Here is a 21402-nt window from a genome sequence, read left to right as displayed (position 1 = left end):
GCCGACGCCGGTCAGGTCAGGAGGCCAGCCACTTCTTGGTGCGCCCGGGGTGGTTGGTGGCCACCCAGCTGACCCCGAGTTCGCGGCACAGTTCGACGTCGCTGCGGTTGTCGACGGTCCAGCAGTACGTGGCCCGTCCCGCGGCGGCGGCCTTGTCGACGATGTCCGGGTGTTCGTGCAGCGTTTTCACCGACGGGCCGACCGCGGTGGCGCCGACGGTGGTCGCGGCTCCCCCGCCGAGGTACCGGGCGGATTCGCCGAGCAGCACGGTCGGGAGCATCGGCGCCGACCGCCGGATCCGCCACACCGCTCCGGCGGAGAACGACATCACGACGGCACGGGAGTGGTCGGCGGACGGGGGTGCGGCGATGCCGAAGCGTTGCAGTTCGGCGAGGACCTTGCTTTCGACCAGGCCGCCGAACCGCACGGGGTGCTTGGTTTCGATGAAGAGTTTCACCGGGCGCGCCGTCCAGTCGAGGGTGAGCGCGATCAGCGCGCTCAACTCGAGGAGTTCGGCGGGCTCCTCCTCGGTCCCGTAGTTGAACTCCGTCAGCTCCTCGAGGGACATCTCGCTGACGACGCCGGTGCCGGTGGACGTCCGGTCGACGGTGCGGTCGTGGACGCACACGAGGTGGCCGTCCCGGGTGAGCCGCACGTCGCATTCGAGTCCGTCCGCACCTTCCTCCAAGGCCAGTTCGTAGGCGGCGAGCGTGTGTTCCGGCATGGCCGCGGATGCGCCTCGGTGGGCCACCACCAGGGGCCCGCGCCGGTCGGGGCTCACGACGCGACGGCTTCCCGGTCGGCGTTCCCGGACGTCTTCTCCGCCGACTTCCCGGCGGGCTTGTCCGCATCGGTCGGCGGCAGCGGATCGGTGGCGATCACCCAGCGGGTGACGGGTTCCTTCGCGCCCTTCAGCGTCCGGCCCTCGAGCCGCCGGAGCACCATCAGCGCGAGGAGGGCGGTCACGGAGGCGACCAGCGCCGTGAACGCGGCCAGCAGGACGCCGTCCGCCATGGCCTGCAGCCCCGGCCTGGACCGCCAGAACCAGTTGAAGACGACGAGCACGGCGCCGAAGACCCACAGACTCCACCAGGCGCGGACCAGCAGGACCGCGCGGGGGTCGCGGCGGATCACCTCGAGCAGGAACACACCCGGCATCACCAGGTTCAGGCCCGGGACCGCACACCCGACGACTATGTCGGTGGGCGTGCGGGGGTCGGACTTCTTCGCCCTGGCGAACGTGCGGCGACGCATGCGCAGCAGCCAGCACACTCCGGCGATTCCCGACAGCAGCGCGAAGAGCATCCCGCCTGCCTGGCCGAGGAAAACAGCGATGTCGGACACGGCGAGCACGGTGGGGTCGATCAGCCGGGTCCGGTTGCGGAGGAGGACGGCGTACCGGCCGAGTTCGGCGAGCACCCCGAACGCGTACAGGCCCGTGGTGATTATGAGGAAGCGCGCGGCCTTGTCGGCGAGCAGTTCCGGCCAGTCGCGGCGCGTGGAGGGGGCGTCGACGTGATCGTGGAGTCCCCAGCGGGGGATCTCGGTGTAGTGCGGGGTGGGGCTGGGTGTCGACGGCTCGTCGGCGAGACCGCTGCGCTGCAGCGGAGGTCGCGCGATCCAGCGGAATCCCCGGCTCGCGGGCGGCTGGTTGTGGTCGCTCCGGACGGGGGCGAGCAGCACACCGTGGCAGCGCGGGCACCACTGCGCCGGGGCGCCGAGGACCGGCCACCGGGCCGCGCACCGCGCGCACACCTGAACGACGACGCTCATGCCCTCCGCACCCACTTCACATTGCCGATTCTGTCACGGCCCGCGAATACGGGCAGCCCACGACCGAATCGTCCTTTTTGGGGAGAATGTGTGAGCTGCACCACCGGAAATGCCGAGTTATCCACAGTTTCCACAGGTTCATACACAGTTATGGACAGTGTGGGTAGTGCTTATACACAGGTCAGAGCGCATGTGAATCCGTGATTGTTGACAGCTTCGAGTGAACGGTCCACAGCGGTGGATGAACTTGACATCGCGGCTCGGTAAACAATCGGTATCGGGTGACCGACGGCTCGGCCCGGAATTACCCCTCCAGTTCGGATCGCCCGCGAAGCGACCCGAGAACTCCGGACCGGCCGTCGTCTCCCCCACCTGTGCCGGGCGAAAATGTCCCGACACTTGATCTGACGCAGCCCGGCGCGGTTTGGTTCCACCCAATCTGTAATCTCGGAAACCGATGACGGAAGACGCCGGTTCGCGGTGGGACCTCGGGCCCGCCCGTGTCCTCCGGGTGGCCGCCGCCCTGATCGCGGCGCAACTTCTCGTGCGGACGTGGGTGGCCGCCAACAGCGACTTCTACTGGGACGATCTGATCCTCGCCGGGCGCGGCGGCAGCCTGCCCCTGTTCTCCGGCGACCTCCTGCTCTACGACCACGACGGCCACCTCATGCCGGGAGCATTCCTGGTGGCGGGTATCGCGACGCGGATCGCGCCGTATCAGTGGATCCTGCCGATGCTGACGATGGTCGCGCTGCAGGCGGTGGCGTCGTACGCGGTCTTCCGGTTGCTTCGCAAGATCCTCGGGCCGCGGCCCGTACTGCTGGTTCCGCTGGCGATCTATCTGTTCTCTCCGCTGACCGTGCCGGCGTTCGCGTGGTGGGCGGCGGCGCTCAACGCGCTGCCTCTGCAGATCGCGCTGGCGTGGGTGGCAGGCGACGCCCTCGAATTGTGCCGCACCGGACGGCGGCGGTACGCCGTGTCGGGCACGGTCGTGCTGATCGCGTCGCTGCTGTTCTTCGAGAAGTCCGTCGTCGTGCCGTTCGCCGCGTTCGCGACCGTCGCCCTGCTCGCGCACGTCGGCGAGATGGAGCGGCCGGTGCGGTCGACGTTGCGGCGGGGCGCGGCCCTCTGGATCCCGTCGGCGGGGGTGCTCGCGGTGTGGGCCGGGTTCTACTTCTCCACCGTCGCGTCGCAGTGGGAATGGGCGGGGGCGTCGCGCGCGTTGGAGTTGCTCCACCACGGCACGTCGCTCGGGCTGCTGCCCACGTTCGTGGGTGGGCCGTGGACGTGGGAGCGGTGGATTCCGAGCCCCCCGTGGGCGTCCCCGTCGGCGGCGCTGGAGGTGGTCGGCTGGGTCGCCCTGGTCGTGGCGGTCGTCGCGACGGTCCGGCTGAAGCGCCGGATCGGCTGGGTGTGGGTGCTCACGGCCGCGTACTTCCTGCTGTCGGTGACGGCGATGGTCGTCACCCGGTGGGGCGCGGACACCACGTACGAACTCGCGCAGACGCTGCGCTACTTCACCGACACCGCGGTGATCCTCGCGATCGCCGTCGCCGTGATCGCCCGTGCACCCCGTCGCCGAGCCGAGCCGGTCCGGGTGCGACCGCTGGTGGCGGCCTGTGCCGTGGGCGCGTTCGTCGCGAGCAGTCTGTGGTCGACGTACACGTTCACCCGCAGCTGGGAGGAGAACCCGACCACCGACTACCTCGCGACCGCGCGTGCGTCGCTCGCCGACCGTAAGGACGCGCCGATCCTCCAGCAGCCCACGTCCATCTGGGTGCTGTTGCCGGTGGCGTACCCGAACAACCTGGTGAGCCGGGTCTTCGCCCCGCTCCGCGACCGCCCCGCGTTCTCCGACAGCACCCCCGACCTCCGGATGATCGACGACGCCGGTGCGGTGGTCGACGCCCAGGTGACATGGGTGCGCGCGATCGAGCCGGGTCCCGTCCCGGACTGCGGGCACCTGGTGGACCGGCGCGGTTTCGAACCGATTCCCCTCGACGGGCCGCTGACCGGCTGGGAGTGGACGGCGCAGCTCAACTACCTGGCTACGGCGGACGGTGAGATCGCCGTGGCGATGGAGGACGGCAGCCCGGTGCGGGTGCCGGTGCACCGCGGCCCGAACTCGGTGTTCGTGCGGCTCACCGGCGGCGGTCAGAGCCTGCGCGTGAGCACCCTGACCCCGGACCTGTCCGTGTGCATCGGGGTGGGCCCGGTCGGGGTGGTCGTGCCGAAGTAGTTACCGCCCGTACCGCGACCAGGCGACGCGGGCGTTCGCTGCACCGACGACCGCGGCGGCCACGTCGTCCCAGCTCGCGGCGGGCAGCCCGAGTTTCGCGAAGAGGGAGCGGCGCGGCCCGGTCATCTCGATCGTGGCGTCGGGGAACCGCTTCTCCACCACCTCGCGCAGGGTGCCGATCCCGTCGACGATGCCGAGTTCGACGGCTCGGCGCCCCAGCCAGACGTCGCCGTCGAACAGTTCCGCCTCGGCCGCCTTCAGCTTGTCCCCGCGGCGGCCGACCACCCAGTCGCGGAACTCGTCGTGGATGCCTTCCTGGATCGTGTTCAGCCACTGCACGTCCTCGGATTTCTCCGCGAAGAACGGGTCGAGGCGGGCCTTCGCCTCGCCTGCCGAATGCAGCCGGCGTTCGATGCCGAGGCGGTCGATCAGTTCGGAGAACCCGAAGCCCGCCGAGATGACACCGACGGAGCCGACCACCGAAGTCGCGGTCGCGTAGATCTCGTCGGCCGCGCAGGCAAGCCAGTAGCCGCCGGACGCGACGACGTCCTCGCAGAACGCGAGCACCGGCAGTTCGTGTTCGGTGGCGAGCTGACGGATGCGGGCGGCGATGTATTCGCTCTGTGTCGGAGATCCGCCGGGACTGTTGATCAGCAGCGCCACCGCCTTCGCGCCGTGTGCGGTGAACGCGCGCCGCAACGGTTCCTCGACGGATTCCGCGCTCAGCACGCGCCCGAAACCCGCTCCGCCGGACGCGATCATCCCCTGCAGCCGCACCACCGGGACCACCCCGGCGCCGGAGCCGCCGAACGCGTCGGGCAGCTTGTCGGCCAGCGGTTTCGGCAGGTTCAGTGGGATCTTCGCCATGAAATCAGCGTACCGATCACGGATCGGGCAGAGTGGTTCACATGGAGTTGCGAATCTTTACCGAACCCCAGCAGGGTGCCACCTACGACGATCTTCTGGCGGTGGCGCAGGCCGCCGAACGATTCGGATACGGCGCGTTCTTCCGCTCGGACCACTACCTCGCGATGAACACCGAGGGCCTGCCCGGGCCGACGGATGCGTGGATCACGCTGGCGGGCATCGCCCGCGAGACGTCCACGATCCGTCTCGGCACCCTGGTCACGTCCGCGACGTTCCGGTACCCGGGGCCGCTGGCGATCTCGGTGGCGCAGGTGGATCAGATGAGCGGCGGTCGCGTCGACCTCGGCATCGGCGCCGGCTGGTACGAGGAGGAGCACCAGGCGTACGGCATCCCGTTCCCGCCGCTGAAGGAGCGGTTCGAGCGGCTCGAGGAGTCCCTCGCCGTAATCACCGGACTGTGGCGCACCCCGCTCGGGGAGACGTTCTCCTACGACGGGACGCACCTGACGGTCAAGAATTCGCCGGCACTCCCGAAGCCGCGGCAGCCGCAGGGTCCGCCCGTCCTGATCGGCGGCACCGGTAAGAAGAAGACCCCGGCGCTGGCCGCGAAGTACGCGAACGAGTTCAACGTCCCGTTCCAGTCGATCGACGAGACGCGGGACGTGTTCGAACGGGTCCGGCTCGCGTGCAAGACGATCGACCGGGACCCCGAGGAGTTGGTGTACTCCAACGCGCTCGTCCTGTGCTGCGGGCGGACGGAGGAGGAGATCGCGAAGCGCGCCCTCAACATCGGACGCGAGGTCAGCGAACTGCGGGAGAACGGACTCGCCGGGTCGCCCGCCGAACTCGTCGACAAGATCGGCCGTTACGCGGAGGCCGGGTCGCAGCGGCTCTACCTGCAGACCCTCGACCTCGGCGACCTCGACCACCTGGAACTGGTCGCCAGTGAGGTCGTCCCGCAGCTGAACTAGGTGGAGGCGGAACCGCCCGTTCGAGACCGGCAGGTTCGTTCGGCGGGCTCAGCAACGTTCCGTTCCCTCTCCGGCGGTGGAATGCTCGGGGTACGTCCGGAACGACCGTGCGTCGACTCCACGAGGAGATGAACAGGTGCGATGAAGTACGTGATTACGTGGACGGTGCGTGAGGGCGGTTCCGCCGCCGAGAACGAGGAGGCCGCACGGCGGAGCCTCGAAGTGTTCGCGAGATGGACGCCGGCCGAAGGGGCCAATTTCCATCAGTTCCTCGGCCGCCTGGACGGCACCGGGGGATTCGCCTTCGTCGAGGCCGACGACCCGAACGACATCCTGGACGGTCCGACGAAGTTCGGGCCCTTCTTCGACTTCCACGTCTACCCGGTCGCCGACATCGCCGTCACCACGCAGGCCGCGCAGCACGCGGTCGAATTCCGAGGTTCGATCAGCTGATCGACTCCCGCTCAGTGCCGGGTCGTCGAGCCCTGATCCCGGCTCAGTGCCGGGTGGTCGAATCCAGGAACTGGCGGAGGTCGCGGTCCCACTGCGCGTCGCGGGAGCGGTTCAGGGAGGCGCGGCAGATGAGGAAGCCGGACAGCGCGATCATCATCACCGCGAACCAGGTGAACAATCCGGCGATCACGCCGGCCACGCGGGCGGCGGACGACGACATCGGTTCGGTGGTGAGGTTTCCGTCGGCGTTGACCCAGATGTCGTGCTTCGTTCCCGAAGGCGTGGCGGGGTCGACGGTGATGTCGGCGTGCCGGGTTTCGTTACCCCAGGTCCACTTGGCGGGGGCGGTGTCGACGCCCGACGGTGCGACGTCGGAGGTGACGGACACGCCGGTGGAGTCGGCGAGCGTGGTGGCGGTGACGGTGCGGTAGTCCGCGACCTGCTTCTCCGCCAGCGTCAGCTGACTGTCGATGGTCCGGGCGCCCACGAGGATGGCGAGGGGCAGCATCGCGAAGGCGAGCACCACGACGGCGAGGGTGAGCATGTTCTCGATCCGGTCCGAGCGCCGGATCAGCGGGTTGTGCCGCTGACGGGCCGACCGCTTACGCAGCCCCCGTGCTTGAGAGTTGTTCCACATTCCGGATCCGGTCCTCTCGCCGACAATTCCCTACCATCCAGAGTCGTACGCAAGGCAAACAAGATCAAGTCGATCCGGTGTGTTATTGGGCACTGTGCCGTAATACACTCATCTGCTGCCCGCCATCTCACGATGCTCCTTCGGGCTCATGCCGCGCACGCGTTTGAACGCCGCACTCAGCGCGAATGCACTTCCGTACCCCACCCGCTGCGCCACCGATGCGACTGTCGCGTCGGGTTCGCGGAGCAGATCCGCGGCGAGTGACAGCCGCCAGTTTGCGAGGAAGGTCATGGGCGGTTCGCCGACGAGTTCCGTGAACCGGCGCGCGAGGGCTGCCCGCGACAGTCCGGTTTCCGCGGCGAGCGACTCGACCGTCCACTGGTGTGAGGGGTTGTTCTGCAGGATGCGCATCGCCTTGCCGACCACCGGGTCGCCCTGCGCCCGCACCCAGGACGGCGCTTCGGCCGCCGGCCTCGCGAACCAGGCGCGCAGCACGGCGATCAGCAGCAGGTCGAGCAGGCGGTCGAGGACTGCTTCCTGCCCGGGTTCGTCGCGCACCACTTCGTCGTGCATGAGGGTGACGAGCCGGGAGTCCCAGTCGGCGCGGCGCTGCACGACGAGTTCGGGGAGCGCGGACAGCAGCCGCCGGCTGATCTCGCCGGGGGTCTGATAGGTGCCCGTCAGCATCACGGTGCGGCCGTTCGCGCTGTTGCCCCAGGTGCGCACGCCGAGGTCCATGGCCTCGGCGAGCGGTTCGCCGCGGAGCGTCGTGCAGCTCTGGTCGGGGTTGATGATCACGTGCGGCGGGGTGTCCGGGTGGTCGGCGACGACGTACCGCTCGGGTCCGCGGATGATCGCGACGTCGCCTTCGGTGAGCTGCACCGGTTCGCCGGTGTGCGGGAGGATCCAGGCTTCGCCGCGGCCCATCGCGACGAGGCTGAGCGGCGCGTGATCGTCGATCTGCAGCGACCACGGCGGTTCCATGATCGATCGGAGCACGAACGCTCCGGCGGCGCGGGGACCACTGATGAGACCGGCGAGGGGATCCACGCCTCCAGCGTAGACGCTCGCGTATGGAACAGCGCTTTTCAACCATGGAAAGTCTCGCTGCCCCCGTCTTGACTGAACACATGACAACCACTCCGCACACCCTCGTCCTCACCGCCACCGGCAAGGTCGGCAGCCGCGTCCTCGCCGGGCTCACCGCCGCCGGTGTGCCCGCCCGCGGCGGCTCCCGATCCGGCACTCCCCCGTTCGACTGGGACAACCGGGACACCTGGCGCCCGGCGCTGGACGGCATCACGTCGGTCTACATCGCCTACTACCCGGACCTCGCGGCGCCGGGAGCAGCGGAGGTCGTCGAGGAGTTCGCCGGCCTGGCCGTCGCGAACGGGGCGCGTCGTCTCGTCCTGCTTTCCGGTCGCGGCGAAACCGAGGCGGAGCGTGGCGAACTCGCGATCCGTAAGGCGGGCGCCGAGTGGACGATCCTGCGCTCGAGTTGGTTCGGCCAGAATTTCGGCGAGAGTTTCATGCTCGACTCGCCGCTCGCCGGCGAACTCTACGAGCTGACCGGGCCGCGGTTGCTGTCGTTCGGCGATGCCGTCGCCGAGATCGCGGAGGCAACAGGCCGCGAAATCCGGTACACGCCAGTCACTTCGAAGGAGTATTCGACGGCTTTGGCAGGACAGGGGGTACCGTCCGACGCGATCGGCCTGCTCACCTACCTGTTCGACGAGGTGCTGGACGGACGTAACGCCTCACTCACCGACGGGGTGGAACGCGCACTGGGGCGCGCGCCCCGCGACTTCACCGACTACGTCCGTGCCGCGGCAGCGGCCGGGGTCTGGAGGGTTTGATCATGGAGCGCTATCTGACGATCGTCACGGCGGTCGGTGCCGGTGTGGTGGGCGGTGTGATGTTCGCGTTCTCCACGTTCATCATGACCGGGCTCGGTCGCCTGGACCCGGCGCAGGGCATCTCGGCGATGCAGGCGATCAACCGCGAGGCGCCGAATTTCTGGTTCATGACGGCGCTGTTCGGCACCGCGCTGACATCGATCGCGCTCGCGATCGTCAGTGTGGTGCGGCACGACGGTTCGGCGGTGTACGCGGTGATCGCGTGCGCGCTGTATCTCGTGGGCATCGTCCTGACCATCGTCTACCACGTGCCGCACAACAACGCGCTGGACGCGATCGACCCCACTGCGGCGGGCTCGGCGGACTACTGGCGCGACTACGTGTCCGGCTGGACGGGGTGGAACCACGTGCGCACCGTCAGCGCCATCGCGGCGTCCGCCGTGCTCACGTGGTCCGCGACCCGTGGTCGATAGTCCGGGACTTACGAGGGCGGCAGGATGTCGGTCTGCGCGGGGACTTCGTCCTGCTTCAGCAGGCCGACGGGGCAGCTGACGCCGGTGGCGTGCACGGGGCAGTATCCGCCGGGGTTCTTCGCGAGGTACTGCTGGTGGTAGTCCTCGGCGTAGTAGAAGTGCGTGAGCGGGGCGATCTCCGTGGTGATCGCGCCGTACCCGGCCTCGGCGAGCCGCTTCTCGAAGGCCTCACCGGTGGCCTCGGCGATCTCCACCTGCTGTTCGTCGATGGTGTAGATGGCCGAACGGTACTGCGTTCCCTGGTCGTTGCCCTGCCGCATGCCCTGCGTGGGATCGTGGTTCTCCCAGAACTCCTTGAGGATCTCGGCGTACGAGATCACCTTCGGATCGAAGACCACGAGCACCACCTCGGTGTGCCCGGTGCGTCCCGAGCAGGTCTCCTCGTAGGTGGGGTTCGGCGTGTAGCCGCCGGCGTACCCCACCGCGGTGGTGTAGACGCCGTCGAGTTGCCAGAACTCCTTCTCGGCGCCCCAGAAACATCCCATGCCCAGCACCGCGGTCTGCATGCCCTCGGGGAACGGGGGTTTCAGGGGGTGACCGTTGACGTAATGCGTCGCCGGAACCGGGATCGGCTGACTTCGTCCGGGGAGTGCGTCCTCGGCGGTGACCATCACGGACTTAGCGGCTGCTCGACCCAGAAGCTCGTCGTACCAAGACATGGTTCGATGCTACGCGCGGTGCCGGAGTGGTCTTCCGGGCGAGCGCCGACTGCATGCGCATCCGCTCGGCGCGGGCGGTGACCCAGCCCGTCGCGGGCACCTCCACCCACCGGTAGAGCGCCTCCGACACCAGCGCTGTCACCACCAGAAACGCGACCACGGCACCGGTCTCGCCGAACGAGCCGACCGTGTGCTCGTACACGCGGTAGAGGATCAGCGTGTGGACGAGGTAGATCGCGTAACTGCGCGTCGCCGTCCACCGCACGACGGCCCAGTGCGCGGCGGGCCCGTCGTACCGGCCCACCAGCACGACGCACGCGGTGACGACGGCGAACGTCCAGAGGTAGTGATCGCCCGCCCAGTACACCCGGAAGTCGGTGGCGAGGCGGATCACCTCGACCTGCGCCAGCCCGGCGACGACGATCCACCGGCAGTCCGCGAGCCGCGCCCAGCCGAGGTAGATGATCTGCCCGAGGAACACGGCGGGCAGCGTCGCGGCGATCTTCGACAGCATCGGGACCGTGTACGGCTGCGGCGCGTACAGGTTGTAGAGCAGGATCAGGGCGCAGATCGAGGCGCCGGCCATCGGCATCGCGATGGGCAGGGTGCGCAGCACGGGACGCGCGGCGACGCAGGCGAAGTAGAACAGGATCTGCACGGCGAGGGTCCACGTGACCCCCAGCACCGCGACCTCCGGTTTGAGGAAGAACCCGCCGAGCACGAAACTCAGCGCGGCGTCGATGTTCGACACACCGTCCTGCCCGCTGAACATGCCGTTGATGCCGAGGCGGACCAGCACGATCGCAGCGAGGACGGCCACCCAGAAGGCGGGAAGGATGCGGCCGAGCCGATTGAACAGAAAGTGCCCGGGTTCGTGGCGAATGGCCGAACGGGTGATCAACAACCCGGTCAGCATCATGAAGACGGCGACCCCGAGAAACGACAAATGCTGGTTGAGTCCGCCCCGCTCGATGAAGATCTGATAGACGACGTCGATGAACCACCATCCGGTTCCGAGGTCGTCGATCAGATAGAACGAGATGTGCGAGTAAATCACGGCCAGTACTGCGAAAAAGCGGAGCAGATTCGCGCCCGTGAGCTCCACACGCGGCGCGGCCGCCTGCGAATCTGCAACGGGTATCAGCGAAGGCATCGCGTCAGCTTAAGGTTCCGTTCACCGCTCGGACGAATTCTCACGACATTCAGTGTCGCCGCGCCAGCCTTTTTTCGGGTGCCCGAACTTTCTGTTCCGGGAATCGCTCCGTGACCCCAACTGTTGCGCAGGGTGTACCAATGAGATTGGGTATATACCCGAGAACGATTCGCCAAAGGCGGGTGTCAGACGCGTGTCCACGTGTCGTCGACACCCGGAACACACCAGGGCTCACAGCCCGTTGATGAAGGGACCCTCGTGTCTGTTTACACGCTGCCGGAACTCCCGTACGACTATGCAGCTCTCGAGCCGCACATCTCCGGCAAGATCATGGAACTGCACCACGACAAGCATCACGCCGCGTACGTGACCGGTGCCAACACGGCGCTCGACAAGCTGGCCGAGCTCCGCGAGTCCGACACCCTGCCCGCCGTGGTCAACCTGCACGAGAAGAACCTCGCCTTCCACCTGGGCGGCCACACGAACCACACTGTCTTCTGGAACAACCTCTCCCCGGACGGCGGCGACAAGCCGACCGGTGAGCTCGCGGCCGCGATCGACGACCAGTTCGGCGGCTTCGACGCGTTCCGCAACCACTTCTCGGCCAACGCCAACGCCATCCAGGGCTCCGGCTGGTCCATCCTGGCCTGGGATTCCATCGGCCAGCGTCTGCTCATCGTCCAGCTGTACGACCAGCAGGGCAACATCCCGATCGGCCTCACGCCGCTGCTGCTCCTCGACATGTGGGAGCACGCCTTCTACCTCGACTACCAGAACGTCAAGGGCGACTACGTCAAGGCATTCTGGAACATCGTGAACTGGGCGGACGTCTCCGCTCGCTTCGAGAAGGCACGCACCCAGACCGCGGGTCTGATCGTCTAGTCCTCGCTTTTCGCGGCCACGGGCGCCCGGAACACCGTCTCGGTGCTCCGGGCGCCCGTGCTCGTTTCGGGTGCGAAACCTGTCCGAGCAGGCCGAGCGTCCAATAGGCTTCACAAGTGACCGAGTTCAGTACCCCCGCCAGGGACGACGCCGTCGTCCACGCCTTCCGCGACGACGCGCTCGGCGACCTCGACGCCACCGGTCTCGCGGCCCGGATCGCCGCCGGCGAAGTGTCGGTCCGTGAGGTGACGGAGGCGGCGATCGCGCGCGCCGAGTCGGTCGGGCCGGCCCTGAACGCCCTGGCGTTCGCCGATTTCGACCGTGCGCTGACGGAGGCGGACCGACCGCACGAGGGCGTCTTCGCGGGAGTGCCGACCGTCGTCAAGGACAACGTGGACGTCGCCGGAGTGCCCACCCAGCACGGCAGCGTCGCGTTCGCCGCGAAACCCGCGCTGGTGGACAGCGACTTCGTCACGCAGTACCTGTCCACGGGTGTGCTCTCGCTGGGCAAGAGCAGGCTGCCCGAGTTCGGGTTCAGTGCGTCCACCGAGTTCATGGACGCCGAGGCCGTGCACAACCCGTGGAATCCCGCGTTCTCGCCGGGTGCGTCCTCGGGTGGTTCGGCGGCGCTCGTCGCCTCGGGTGTGGTACCCATCGCACACGCCAACGACGGCGGCGGATCCATCCGCATCCCCGCCGCCGCCTGCGGGCTCGTCGGCCTGAAGCCGTCCCGCGGGCGGACCGTCCCCGACGCCATGGACAAGACGCTGCCGATCCGGATCATCGCGCAGGGCGCCGTCACCCGCTCGGTGCGCGACACCGCACGGTGGATGGCGGCCGCGGAACGCTACTACCGCAATCCCTCGCTGCCGCCCATCCGGTTGGTGGAGGGGCCGAGCAGCACCCGCCTGAAGGTCGGGGTGGTGGTCGATTCGGTCACCGTGTCCCGCACGGACGACGAGACCCGCAAATCGGTCCACGCGACCGCCGACCTGCTCGCGGATCTCGGCCACCACGTCGAGGAGTGCCCGATGCCGGTGGGCACGTCGTTCGTCGAGGACTTCTGCATCTACTGGGGGTTCCTGTCGTTCGTCATCTCCAGCAACGGCAAGCGGATGCTCGGACCGGACTTCGACCGCGACGCCACCGACAACCTGACGCGTGGACTCGCCGCGATGTACCGCAAGAACATCGCGAAGACGCCGCGGGTGCTGTACCGGTTGCGGCGCACGTACCGCGAGTACGCGCAGATCTTCCAGAAGTACGACGTGATCCTGTCCCCGACCCTGGCGCACACCACTCCGGAGCTCGGATACCTCTCGCCGACGCAGAGTTTCGAGGAACTGTTCGACAAGCTGATCGCCTACACGGCGTTCACGCCGTTGAACAACGCGTCGGGCGGGCCCGCCATCTCGCTGCCGATGCACGAGACGTCCCGCGGTCTTCCGCTGGCGTCGCACTTCTCCGCCGATCACGGCGACGAGCGGACCCTGCTCGAGTTGGCGTTCGAACTCGAGCAGGCCGCGCCGTGGCGTCGGATCCAGGACGCCGGCTGACGGTCAGGCCCTGCGCCGCACGCCCATCCACACCACGGCGCCTGCGAGCAGCACGGTGGTGATCACGAAGCCGACGGCGAGGTGCTCGGCGGTGAGAATCGGCGCCGGTGCGGACAGGGTGCGCGTCACCGCGACCGGTTCGGCGAGCACCGTCGCCAACTGATTCTGCTGGGCCGCCGTCCGCACCGGCATCGCCGCGACCCCGTTGTTGAGGTCCGTGGACAGTTGCCCGGACAGCGTCTTCAGCTTCGCGAACCCGTCGACGATCTGCGAGGTGGCGCCCTCGAGCATCGCAGGCGCCTGATCGGCGATCGGGACGATGCCGTCGTTCAGTTGCCGCGCCCCGCTGCTCAGCTGATCGCTGGCGTCGGTGAGTTGACCCATCGCCACGCGGACGAGTTCGCCGAGGTCGGTGTCGGGGCCGACCTGCCCGCCGAGCAGACCGGGCACCGAACCGAGTTGTGAGGAGAGCAGGTCGAGGTCGGCACCGACCTGCCGGAGCGACGGGACCACGTCCGGTGCAGCGGGAGTGCCGTCGAGGACGCGGATCGCGTCGTCGATCCTGGTGCGCATCTGGGTGGCGCTGTCGTTCGCCTCGCCCAGGGTCAGCCCCAGCGCGCTCAACCGGTCCGCGAGATTGTTGGCCGTCCCCGACGTCTCGCCGACCACGCCCGCCACCTGATCCGCCACACCCAGCAGTTGCACCGAGCCGGCTCGGGCCGTCTCGAGATACGGGAGCAGGGTGTCGGCGCCCTCGGTGAGTTGTTGCGCCGCATCGTCTGCCGCGGCGGTCCCGGCCGCGAGGAACCCGGCCGTCATTCCCGCCTGCTGGAACCGCGTCCGCGACGAGGACATGTCCGCCAGCAGATCCGTGATGCCGTCCGCGCCGATCTGGGAGGACACCACCCCGGACAGTTCCTCGGACGCGGCAGAGTCGGAACCCGCGACGTCGACGTCGAGGGTCGCCTGCCGCGGCTTCGCACCCCACACCGAGGAGACGGCCTCGCTGAAGTCCTCGGGCACGGTCACCGTGGCGAACCAGTCGCCGCCCGCCGCCGCGCCCGCGTCGACCACCTGCCAGTCGAACGCCTCGTTCGCCTCGAGCTTCTCGATCAGGGTGTCGCTCGCCCGCACCGGTTTTCCGTCCACGGTCGCACCGGCGTCGGTGTTGACGATCGCCACCGTCCGGCTGTCGACCGCGCCGCCGCCGAGAAACACGTATCCGAGCCCGCCTGCGGATGCCAGGACCAGACCGGCCATGGCGGCCGCGGCGACCCGCCGCGGTGTGAGGACCTTTCGCGTCGACTCGGTTTTGGCGTGATTCGCGGAATTCCGTGTGCGCTCAGAGGTCATTCCGGTGAGGATAGGTGGCTTTCGTAGCGGCAGATTGTGACGACTCTGAGGATTCTCTGAGATATTCTTGCCCCGCTGAGATGTCTACCCCGCGGCGACAACTAGAACGACAACGCGAGCGAGACGACGATGTCGAACGCCGAGAACGTTCCTTTGAGATCCTGGAAAGCGAAATTCACGACGGGGTCCCCGTTTTCGCGAGGGCAGTACTTCGACACCCGGACCACCGACATGTCCAGTCGCGGGTGGAAGCGGTGACCCCGTAGGGCATCCGCTCGTTGGCCTTGGTCTCGAGGGCGTCGTGGTCGATCGGCCTGCGGGTGTTGCACAGCCGGACTCGCAGTTTGCGGCGGAACTCCAGGCCCTCGATCTTCTCCCGGTAGAAGCGCAGATTCTGGGTCTTCAGGTATCCGGACGCTTCCGGTTCGGACGCGGACGATCCCATACTTTTCGGTCTTTCGTCGGTGGGCTCTCCCACCTCAACCGCCACGCCTCGCGGTAAACCTGCAGTAAAGCTGGCAGTTTTCTGCACGCCGGACCGTCAGATGCCGTTCACCCGTGAGTGGATTTGCGTTCCCAAGGGACGATTAGCACTCACATGCTCTTGTGTGCCAGGCATTGTCGGGCGCATCCTTCAAGTACCCAACGAGGTGTGCAGAACCAGTCGTGTTCGCAGCGTGTCATCACACCGAGGAGGCAGAGATGAACAGGGACGGCTACATCGGCATCTCGCCCTTCCAGGCCGCGGGTACTTTGCGGGGATTTGTCATTTCCGGGCGCTGGCCCGATACCACCAAGGAATGGGCTCAGCTCCTGGCGCTCGCCGTGCGCGTGGCGTGCGTTCCGGGGTTGCTCCACACCACCACGGTCTTCGGCGCGCACGAGGATCTGCCGGAGGAACCCGAGCCCGAGACGGTCGGCCTCGTGGTGGCCGAGGGCACCGTCCTCGGGGAGTTCGCGCTCGCTCCCGGCCGGTTCGCGGATCATCTGCCGCCGGCGCTGATGATGCTGCACCCGCCGTCGGAGACCACCCCGTCGCTTCCCGAGTGCGCGGGCGCGGCCTCGGGCTGCGTCCTGCTCCCGGGTCTCCCCCACCTCGGGCTCGAACACCGGGCGGCGTGGGTGGAGGCAGAGGCGGACGGGACCGTGACGTCCATGGTCAGCCGGGTCGGCATCGACCCGATCAGCGATCCCGACACCGCCGTTTTGGCCATGCTGCTGGCCTCGTGAGGGTACCCGAAGTTTGAGCTCCCGGGAGCCCAAACTTCTTGTCGCTTTTGCCTTTTCGTTCGACCCTCGCTAACGTGGGTCGCAACGAAGGGGAGTAGCCCCCAATCGCCTGTGTCGACATACTGGCGCGGCAATCTCGCACTGCGAGGTTCCGGGCCCGGCCTGGCGGACCGGTTCCGACACCGGTGGGCGAGACCTTCGGCCGACAGACGCACCGCCGCGTCTGCCAGGCCGGAGGAATCCATTCCATCCTCCGACCCACTACTGGAGGAGGATTTGTCGTGCTGACCGCCGCGCTGCTGAGTTTCGGCGTGATCTTCGTCGCCGAACTGGGCGACAAATCCCAGCTGATGGCGATGACGTTCGCCCTGCGCTACCGCTGGTGGGTCGTCATCGCCGGCATCACCGTCGCGACCACCGTGGTCCACCTGGTGTCGGTGGCCGTCGGCCACTACCTCGGTGTCGCGCTGCCGACCGCGGCGATCAGCGTCGTCGGCGGTGTCGCCTTCCTGATCTTCGGCGCGTGGACGCTGCGCGGCGACGACCTCAGCGAAGACGAGCAACTCAAGGCCCGCCGCGCCACCCGCTCCGCGTTCCTGGCCGTCACCTCCGCGTTCTTCCTCGCCGAACTCGGTGACAAGACCATGCTCGCCACCATCACCCTCGCCACCGACCACGACACGATCGGCGTGTGGATCGGCTCGACCGTCGGCATGGTGGCGGCCGACGCCATGGCCATCGTCGTCGGCGCCGTGCTGGGCAAGCATCTGCCCGAGAGCGTCATCCGCATCGGCGCGGCCGTGCTGTTCTTCGCGTTCGGCGTCTGGTTGCTGCTCGAGGGCCTGTTCCCCGGCAACATCGCCGGTCCGATCGCCGGGGCCGCCGTCGTCGTTCTGGCGCTGGTCGGTGCCGCCGGACGCGCCGTGTGGTCGCGGCGCCGCCGAGGGGCCGTGGCCGAGCAGGAACAGATGCAGCGCCAGGACTGAACCCGGTCGACAAAGACGCCCCCTCGGGCAATACTCGGAAGCCTCGAGGTACCTCGCAGTTCTCACGGACGAGAGGGCGTGTGTGAACCATCCCGTAGCGAGCGGCAAGCCCGCGATTCTCACCGTCGACGACGATCCCGGGGTGTCGCGCGCCGTCGCCCGCGACCTGCGGCGCCGATACGGTGAGAAGTACCGGATCATCCGCGCCGAATCCGGCGAGTCCGCGCTCGACGCGATGAAGCAGATGAAGCTGCGCGGCGATCCCGTCGCGGCGATCCTCGCGGACTATCGCATGCCGGCGATGAGCGGGATCGAGTTCCTCGAGAAGGCCATGGATCTGTACCCGGTCGCGCGCAGGGTGCTGCTCACCGCGTACGCCGACACGGACGCGGCCATCGAGGCGATCAACGTCATCGACCTCGACCACTACCTGCTCAAACCGTGGGATCCGCCCGAAGAGAAGCTGTACCCGGTGGTCGACGCGCTGCTCGAGGCGTGGGCGTCGTCAAATCACCACCCCGCCGAGGAGACGAAGGTCGTGGGGCATCGCTGGGCGCCGCGGTCTTCCGAAGTGCGCGAGTTCCTGGCCCGCAACCAGCTGTCGTACCGCTGGTACATGTCGGACGAGCCGGAGGGCGGGCGGTTGCTCAGCGCGGCCGGCGAGGACGGCGGTCGCCTGCCGGTGGTGATCTGCGCCGACGGCGAATGCCTGGTGGAACCGTCGGACACCGAACTGGGCCGTCATCTCGGACTGCGGACCGACCCGTCGGAGAACTTCTACGACCTCGTCGTCGTCGGCGGCGGCCCGGCCGGTCTCGGTGCCGCCGTGTACGGCGCGTCGGAGGGGCTGCGCACCGCGCTGATCGAGCGGACGGCGACCGGTGGGCAGGCGGGTCAGAGTTCGCGCATCGAGAACTACCTCGGGTTCCCCGACGGCGTGTCCGGCGCGCAACTCGCCGAGCGGGCCCGCCGGCAGGCCACCCGGTTCGGGGCCGAACTGATCACCACCCGCGACGTCGTGGCGCTCGAGGTCAACGGCTCGGCGCGGACGGTCCGGTTCGCGGACGGCGACACCGTCGACGCGCACACGGTCATCCTGGCGACCGGCGTCTCCTACCGGCGTCATCCCGCGCCCGGCGTCGACGACCTCACCGGCCGCGGCGTCTACTACGGTTCCGCCGTCACCGAGGCGGCCCGCTGCACCGACCAGGACGTGTACATCGTCGGTGGCGCCAACTCCGCCGGTCAGGCCGCCGTCTACCTCTCGCGCGGCGCCCGGACGGTCACCATCGTCGTGCGGGCGCAGTCGCTCGAGGATTCGATGTCGTACTACCTCGTCCAGCAGATCGAACGGAACCCGCGCATCCGCGTGCGGCCGTGCACCGAGGTGATCGGCGTCGAAGGCGACGCGCACCTCGAGAAGATCCGGCTGCGCAACAACGCGACCGGCGACGAGCAGACCGTCGACGCCGGATTCCTGTTCCTGTTCATCGGCGCCGCCCCGCGGACCGACTGGCTCGACGGCGTCGTCGCGCGGGACGAGAACGGGTTCGTCGTGTCCGGTCCCGACCTCGTCGTCGACGGCAAGCCGCCGCGCGGCTGGCCCCTCGACCGCCTCCCGCACCACCTCGAGACGAGCGTTCCCGGCATCTTCGCCGCCGGGGACGTGCGCTCCGAGTCGGCGAAGCGGGTGGCGTCGGCGGTCGGGGAAGGCGCCATGGCCGTGATGCTCGTCCACCGCTACATCGGCCAACCGTGACCAGGGGCAGACCATGAGCCGACTTCCGTGCGATCCCCCCGTGTTGAGGACGCTGTTCCTCTTCGAGAAGCTCACCGACCACCAGCTCGAGCAGCTCTGCGAGAAGGGGCACGTCGAGCTGATCGAACCCGGGCCGGTGTTCGAGGAGGGTGAGGTCGCGACGTGCTTCTACGTGTTGATCGAAGGCGAACTCGTGCTGAGCAAACTGTCGGGCGGCGAAGACATCGAGTTCAACCGGACGACCCAGCGCGGCGTGTACGCCGGGGCGTGGCAGTCGTATCTCGGCGACCGCGCACCCCAGACGTACACCGCGTCGATGCGCGTCACCGCCCCGTCGAAGTTCTTCGTCCTCGACGCCGACCGGTTCGGGCAGCTGATGCGTGAATGGTTCCCGATGGCCGTGCATCTGCTGGAGGGGCTGTTCTTCGGCAACCAGAACGCGAAGCAGGTCGTCGACCAGCGGGAACGTCTCCTCGCGCTGGGTTCGCTGTCGGCGGGGTTGACGCACGAACTGAACAATCCGGCGGCCGCCGCGGTCCGGGCGACGGCGTCGCTGCGCGACCGGGTGTCGCACATGCGGCAGAAGCTGGGCGTGATCGCCTCGGGTGTGTACGACAGGCAGGCGCTGGCCACGTTGATCCGGTTGCAGGAAGAGGCCGCGGAACTGGTGGCGAAGGCGCCGACGCTGACCCCGCTCGAAGCGTCCGACCGCGAGGACGAACTCGGCGACTGGTTCGACGACCACGGCGTCTCCGGCGGCTGGGACCTGGCGCCCACATTCGTGCAGGCCGGGCTCGACGTGCCGTGGCTCGAGCGGATCGTCGCGAGCGTCGACGACGAATCGATGGTCGAGAGCGCGATCCGCTGGCTCAACTACACCATCGAGACCGAACTGCTGATGAACGAGATCGCCGACTCCACGGCCCGGGTGTCCACGCTGGTGAACGCCGCGAAGCAGTACTCGCAGATGGACCGCGCCCCCTACCAGCGCGTCGACCTGCGGGAACTGCTCGACAGCTCGCTGGTGATGCTCGGCCGCAAGATCGGCGATTCGGTGACGGTGGTGAAGGAGTACGACCCGGCGCTGCCGCTGATCCCCGCGTACGCCGCCGAACTCAATCAGGTGTGGACGAACCTCATCGACAACGCCGTCGCTGCCATGAACGGCCACGGCACCCTCACCGTCCGCACCCGGCGCGACGGCGACATGGCCCTCATCGAGATCGGCGACACCGGACCGGGTGTGCCCGAAGAGATCCGGTCCCGCATCTTCGAACCGTTCTTCACCACGAAACCCGTGGGCGAGGGAACTGGGCTCGGTCTCGACATCTCCTGGCGCATCGTCGTGAAGAAGCACCGCGGCGACCTGCGCGTGGAGTCCGAACCGGGCGACACCCGATTCCAGGTCCGCATTCCGATCGAACCCGAAGTTGCAGCAGCAGAAGGAGTTACCGATGGGTGAGCTGGACGGAATCGACCCGAGCGTGCAGCCGAGCGGAGACGGCTGCGTCGAATGCGACAGCGCCGGCGGGTGGTGGGTGCACCTGCGCCGCTGCGCGCAGTGCGGGCACATCGGTTGCTGCGACTCGTCACCGGAACAACACGCCACCAAGCACGCCGCGGCCACCGGCCACCCCGTCGTGCGGAGCTTCGAACCGGGCGAGTCGTGGTTCTGGAACTACGCCACCGAGACGGCCTTCGAGGGACCTGAACTTGCTCCGCCGCAACATCATCCGATCGACCAGACGGTCCCCGGTCCCGGCTCGCGCGTTCCGCCGGACTGGCAGGCGTACATCCACTGACCCTCGACGTTTCCCTTGGAGATGTGCGCCGAGCACGGTCAGAGTTGCGCGAAACGGTGCGCCGTCGCCGCGTCCTGCTCGTCGTACCGGGCCAGCGCCGCTTCGAATTTCGCCTTCAGGTCGAGGGCGTAACGCTCGTGCGCGGCGAACGTCCCGACCGCCGAATTCTCTTCGGCGACGCCCGGGCCGCCGATCGCCGTCGCCCGGAACCGCGCGGCCAGTTCCGCCGCCGACCGCAGATGGGTTTCACCGAGACCGAAGTTCTCCGGCGCGAGTTCGCGATGCGCCCGCCCCCGCAGGTCCCGCATGTCCGCCGCCAACGTGTCGCACGCGGCGATGCACCGCACCAACGCGTCCCGATCCACTTCGAGCCGATCCTCGATCATCCGTCCCCCTACGGTCGTCGCTCCACCCGCGAGAGAAACTACCCGCTCTCCCGCCTGTAATGCTTCCCTCAGCGCTGCCGTCACGCCGAGCGACCGTTATGGTGCAGGTCACCAGGGTCGGCCAACGGAGGTCGCCGGAAACGAAGGATGCGAACTGTGGAAATTCAGGGAACCGCCGCACTGGTCACCGGAGCGGCCTCGGGCCTCGGTGCCGCCACCGCCAAGCGTCTCGCCGGCGCCGGAGCCACCGTGTTCGGACTGGACCTGCAGCAGTCAATCGAACGCGCCGGCGACAACGTCCCCGACG

The 21402-nt window shown here is 68.3% G+C and carries 23 protein-coding genes; 13 read left to right on the top strand and 10 right to left on the bottom strand.

The genetic code is table 11. From position 1 onward, the window contains the following. Positions 1 to 16: 16 nt before the first annotated feature. Together CA951_RS34680 and CA951_RS34675 are read right to left on the bottom strand one after the other, a co-directional pair. Positions 17 to 781: a glycerophosphodiester phosphodiesterase family protein gene (locus tag CA951_RS34680; protein ID WP_087561183.1), complete on the bottom strand. Its 765-nt coding sequence runs from the start codon at positions 779 to 781 to the stop codon at positions 17 to 19. Then, positions 778 to 1773: a DUF4328 domain-containing protein gene (locus tag CA951_RS34675; RefSeq protein ID WP_087561182.1), complete on the bottom strand. Its 996-nt coding sequence runs from the start codon at positions 1771 to 1773 to the stop codon at positions 778 to 780. Before CA951_RS34675 ends, CA951_RS34680 begins: the two co-directional genes overlap by 4 nt. Positions 1774 to 2230: 457 nt before the next feature. Here CA951_RS34675 and CA951_RS34665 point away from each other — a divergent pair, with 457 nt between their 5' ends. After that, positions 2231 to 4012, top strand: coding sequence for a hypothetical protein (locus CA951_RS34665; protein WP_087561181.1), 1782 nt, complete (start codon positions 2231 to 2233; stop codon positions 4010 to 4012). On the opposite strand, the gene CA951_RS34660 is transcribed toward CA951_RS34665, so the two are convergent. After that, entirely contained in the window at positions 4013 to 4879 is an 867-nt protein-coding gene (locus CA951_RS34660) for a S49 family peptidase (protein WP_087561180.1), read from the bottom strand. A 41-nt stretch (positions 4880 to 4920) separates the two neighbouring features. Here CA951_RS34660 and CA951_RS34655 point away from each other — a divergent pair, with 41 nt between their 5' ends. Together CA951_RS34655 and CA951_RS34650 are read left to right on the top strand one after the other, a co-directional pair. Continuing rightward, complete coding sequence (locus tag CA951_RS34655; protein ID WP_087561179.1) at positions 4921 to 5850, top strand: LLM class F420-dependent oxidoreductase; 930 nt, start codon at positions 4921 to 4923, stop codon at positions 5848 to 5850. 141 nt (positions 5851 to 5991) lie between these two features. Continuing rightward, positions 5992 to 6303: a DUF3303 domain-containing protein gene (locus tag CA951_RS34650; protein ID WP_087561178.1), complete on the top strand. Its 312-nt coding sequence runs from the start codon at positions 5992 to 5994 to the stop codon at positions 6301 to 6303. Positions 6304 to 6346: 43 nt separating this feature from the next. On the opposite strand, the gene CA951_RS34645 is transcribed toward CA951_RS34650, so the two are convergent. Together CA951_RS34645 and CA951_RS34640 are read right to left on the bottom strand one after the other, a co-directional pair. Beyond that, the gene (locus CA951_RS34645) at positions 6347 to 6940 is read right to left on the bottom strand and encodes a hypothetical protein (RefSeq protein ID WP_087561177.1); all 594 of its coding nucleotides are present in this window, start codon (positions 6938 to 6940) and stop codon (positions 6347 to 6349) included. A gap of 108 nt (positions 6941 to 7048) precedes the next feature. Further along, positions 7049 to 7990, bottom strand: a complete 942-nt coding sequence (locus CA951_RS34640; RefSeq protein WP_087561176.1) for an AraC family transcriptional regulator — start codon at positions 7988 to 7990, stop codon at positions 7049 to 7051. A gap of 80 nt (positions 7991 to 8070) precedes the next feature. On the opposite strand from CA951_RS34640, the gene CA951_RS34635 reads away from it, so the two are divergent. After that, positions 8071 to 8796, top strand: coding sequence for an NmrA family transcriptional regulator (locus CA951_RS34635; protein WP_087561175.1), 726 nt, complete (start codon positions 8071 to 8073; stop codon positions 8794 to 8796). A 2-nt stretch (positions 8797 to 8798) separates the two neighbouring features. Continuing rightward, entirely contained in the window at positions 8799 to 9269 is a 471-nt protein-coding gene (locus tag CA951_RS34630; protein ID WP_087561174.1) for a DUF1772 domain-containing protein, read from the top strand. Positions 9270 to 9277: 8 nt separating this feature from the next. On the opposite strand, the gene msrA is transcribed toward CA951_RS34630, so the two are convergent. Together msrA and CA951_RS34620 are read right to left on the bottom strand one after the other, a co-directional pair. Further along, positions 9278 to 9988 carry a peptide-methionine (S)-S-oxide reductase MsrA gene (msrA, locus tag CA951_RS34625; RefSeq protein ID WP_087561173.1) on the bottom strand — a complete coding sequence of 237 codons (711 nt, stop codon included), beginning with the start codon at positions 9986 to 9988 and terminating at the stop codon, positions 9278 to 9280. Continuing rightward, complete coding sequence (locus tag CA951_RS34620; protein WP_087561172.1) at positions 9948 to 11141, bottom strand: acyltransferase; 1194 nt, start codon at positions 11139 to 11141, stop codon at positions 9948 to 9950. Before CA951_RS34620 ends, msrA begins: the two co-directional genes overlap by 41 nt. A 258-nt stretch (positions 11142 to 11399) precedes the next feature. Here CA951_RS34620 and CA951_RS34610 point away from each other — a divergent pair, with 258 nt between their 5' ends. Then, entirely contained in the window at positions 11400 to 12023 is a 624-nt protein-coding gene (locus CA951_RS34610; RefSeq protein WP_087561170.1) for a superoxide dismutase, read from the top strand. 116 nt (positions 12024 to 12139) lie between these two features. Beyond that, a complete protein-coding gene (locus CA951_RS34605; RefSeq protein ID WP_087561169.1) occupies positions 12140 to 13579 on the top strand; it encodes an amidase in 1440 nt (479 codons plus the stop codon). A gap of 3 nt (positions 13580 to 13582) precedes the next feature. Here CA951_RS34605 and CA951_RS34600 read toward each other — a convergent pair whose 3' ends face one another. Next, complete coding sequence (locus tag CA951_RS34600) at positions 13583 to 14932, bottom strand: hypothetical protein (RefSeq protein WP_087561168.1); 1350 nt, start codon at positions 14930 to 14932, stop codon at positions 13583 to 13585. Between the two features lie 175 nt (positions 14933 to 15107). Further along, positions 15108 to 15377, bottom strand: coding sequence for a hypothetical protein (locus tag CA951_RS34595; RefSeq protein WP_256974211.1), 270 nt, complete (start codon positions 15375 to 15377; stop codon positions 15108 to 15110). A gap of 257 nt (positions 15378 to 15634) precedes the next feature. Between CA951_RS34595 and CA951_RS34590 the strand changes: the two genes are divergently transcribed. The 5 genes from CA951_RS34590 (at position 15635) to CA951_RS34570 (ending at position 20709) form a co-directional block, all read left to right on the top strand. Then, positions 15635 to 16162, top strand: coding sequence for a peptidase (locus CA951_RS34590; protein ID WP_087561244.1), 528 nt, complete (start codon positions 15635 to 15637; stop codon positions 16160 to 16162). 281 nt (positions 16163 to 16443) lie between these two features. After that, positions 16444 to 17148 carry a TMEM165/GDT1 family protein gene (locus CA951_RS34585; protein WP_087561167.1) on the top strand — a complete coding sequence of 235 codons (705 nt, stop codon included), beginning with the start codon at positions 16444 to 16446 and terminating at the stop codon, positions 17146 to 17148. Positions 17149 to 17230: 82 nt separating this feature from the next. Continuing rightward, a complete protein-coding gene (locus CA951_RS34580) occupies positions 17231 to 18907 on the top strand; it encodes an FAD-dependent oxidoreductase (protein WP_087561166.1) in 1677 nt (558 codons plus the stop codon). Positions 18908 to 18920: 13 nt separating this feature from the next. Further along, entirely contained in the window at positions 18921 to 20369 is a 1449-nt protein-coding gene (locus CA951_RS34575; RefSeq protein ID WP_087561165.1) for an ATP-binding protein, read from the top strand. Next, positions 20362 to 20709 (top strand): UBP-type zinc finger domain-containing protein, encoded by a 348-nt coding sequence (locus CA951_RS34570; RefSeq protein WP_087561164.1) that lies wholly within the window; start codon positions 20362 to 20364, stop codon positions 20707 to 20709. The genes CA951_RS34575 and CA951_RS34570 overlap by 8 nt, the downstream gene beginning before the upstream one ends. A 38-nt stretch (positions 20710 to 20747) precedes the next feature. On the opposite strand, the gene CA951_RS34565 is transcribed toward CA951_RS34570, so the two are convergent. Beyond that, positions 20748 to 21095: a hypothetical protein gene (locus CA951_RS34565; RefSeq protein WP_087561163.1), complete on the bottom strand. Its 348-nt coding sequence runs from the start codon at positions 21093 to 21095 to the stop codon at positions 20748 to 20750. A gap of 156 nt (positions 21096 to 21251) precedes the next feature. On the opposite strand from CA951_RS34565, the gene CA951_RS34560 reads away from it, so the two are divergent. Then, a partial coding sequence (locus CA951_RS34560; protein WP_143543147.1) for an SDR family NAD(P)-dependent oxidoreductase occupies positions 21252 to 21402 on the top strand: 151 nt, incomplete at its 3' end.

The sequence above is a fragment of the Rhodococcus sp. NCIMB 12038 genome (assembly GCF_002165735.1).
Lineage (GTDB): Bacteria > Actinomycetota > Actinomycetes > Mycobacteriales > Mycobacteriaceae > Rhodococcus_F.
Note: the sequence above shows the minus strand (reverse complement) of the source record. Positions and strands in the feature narration are given on the sequence as shown.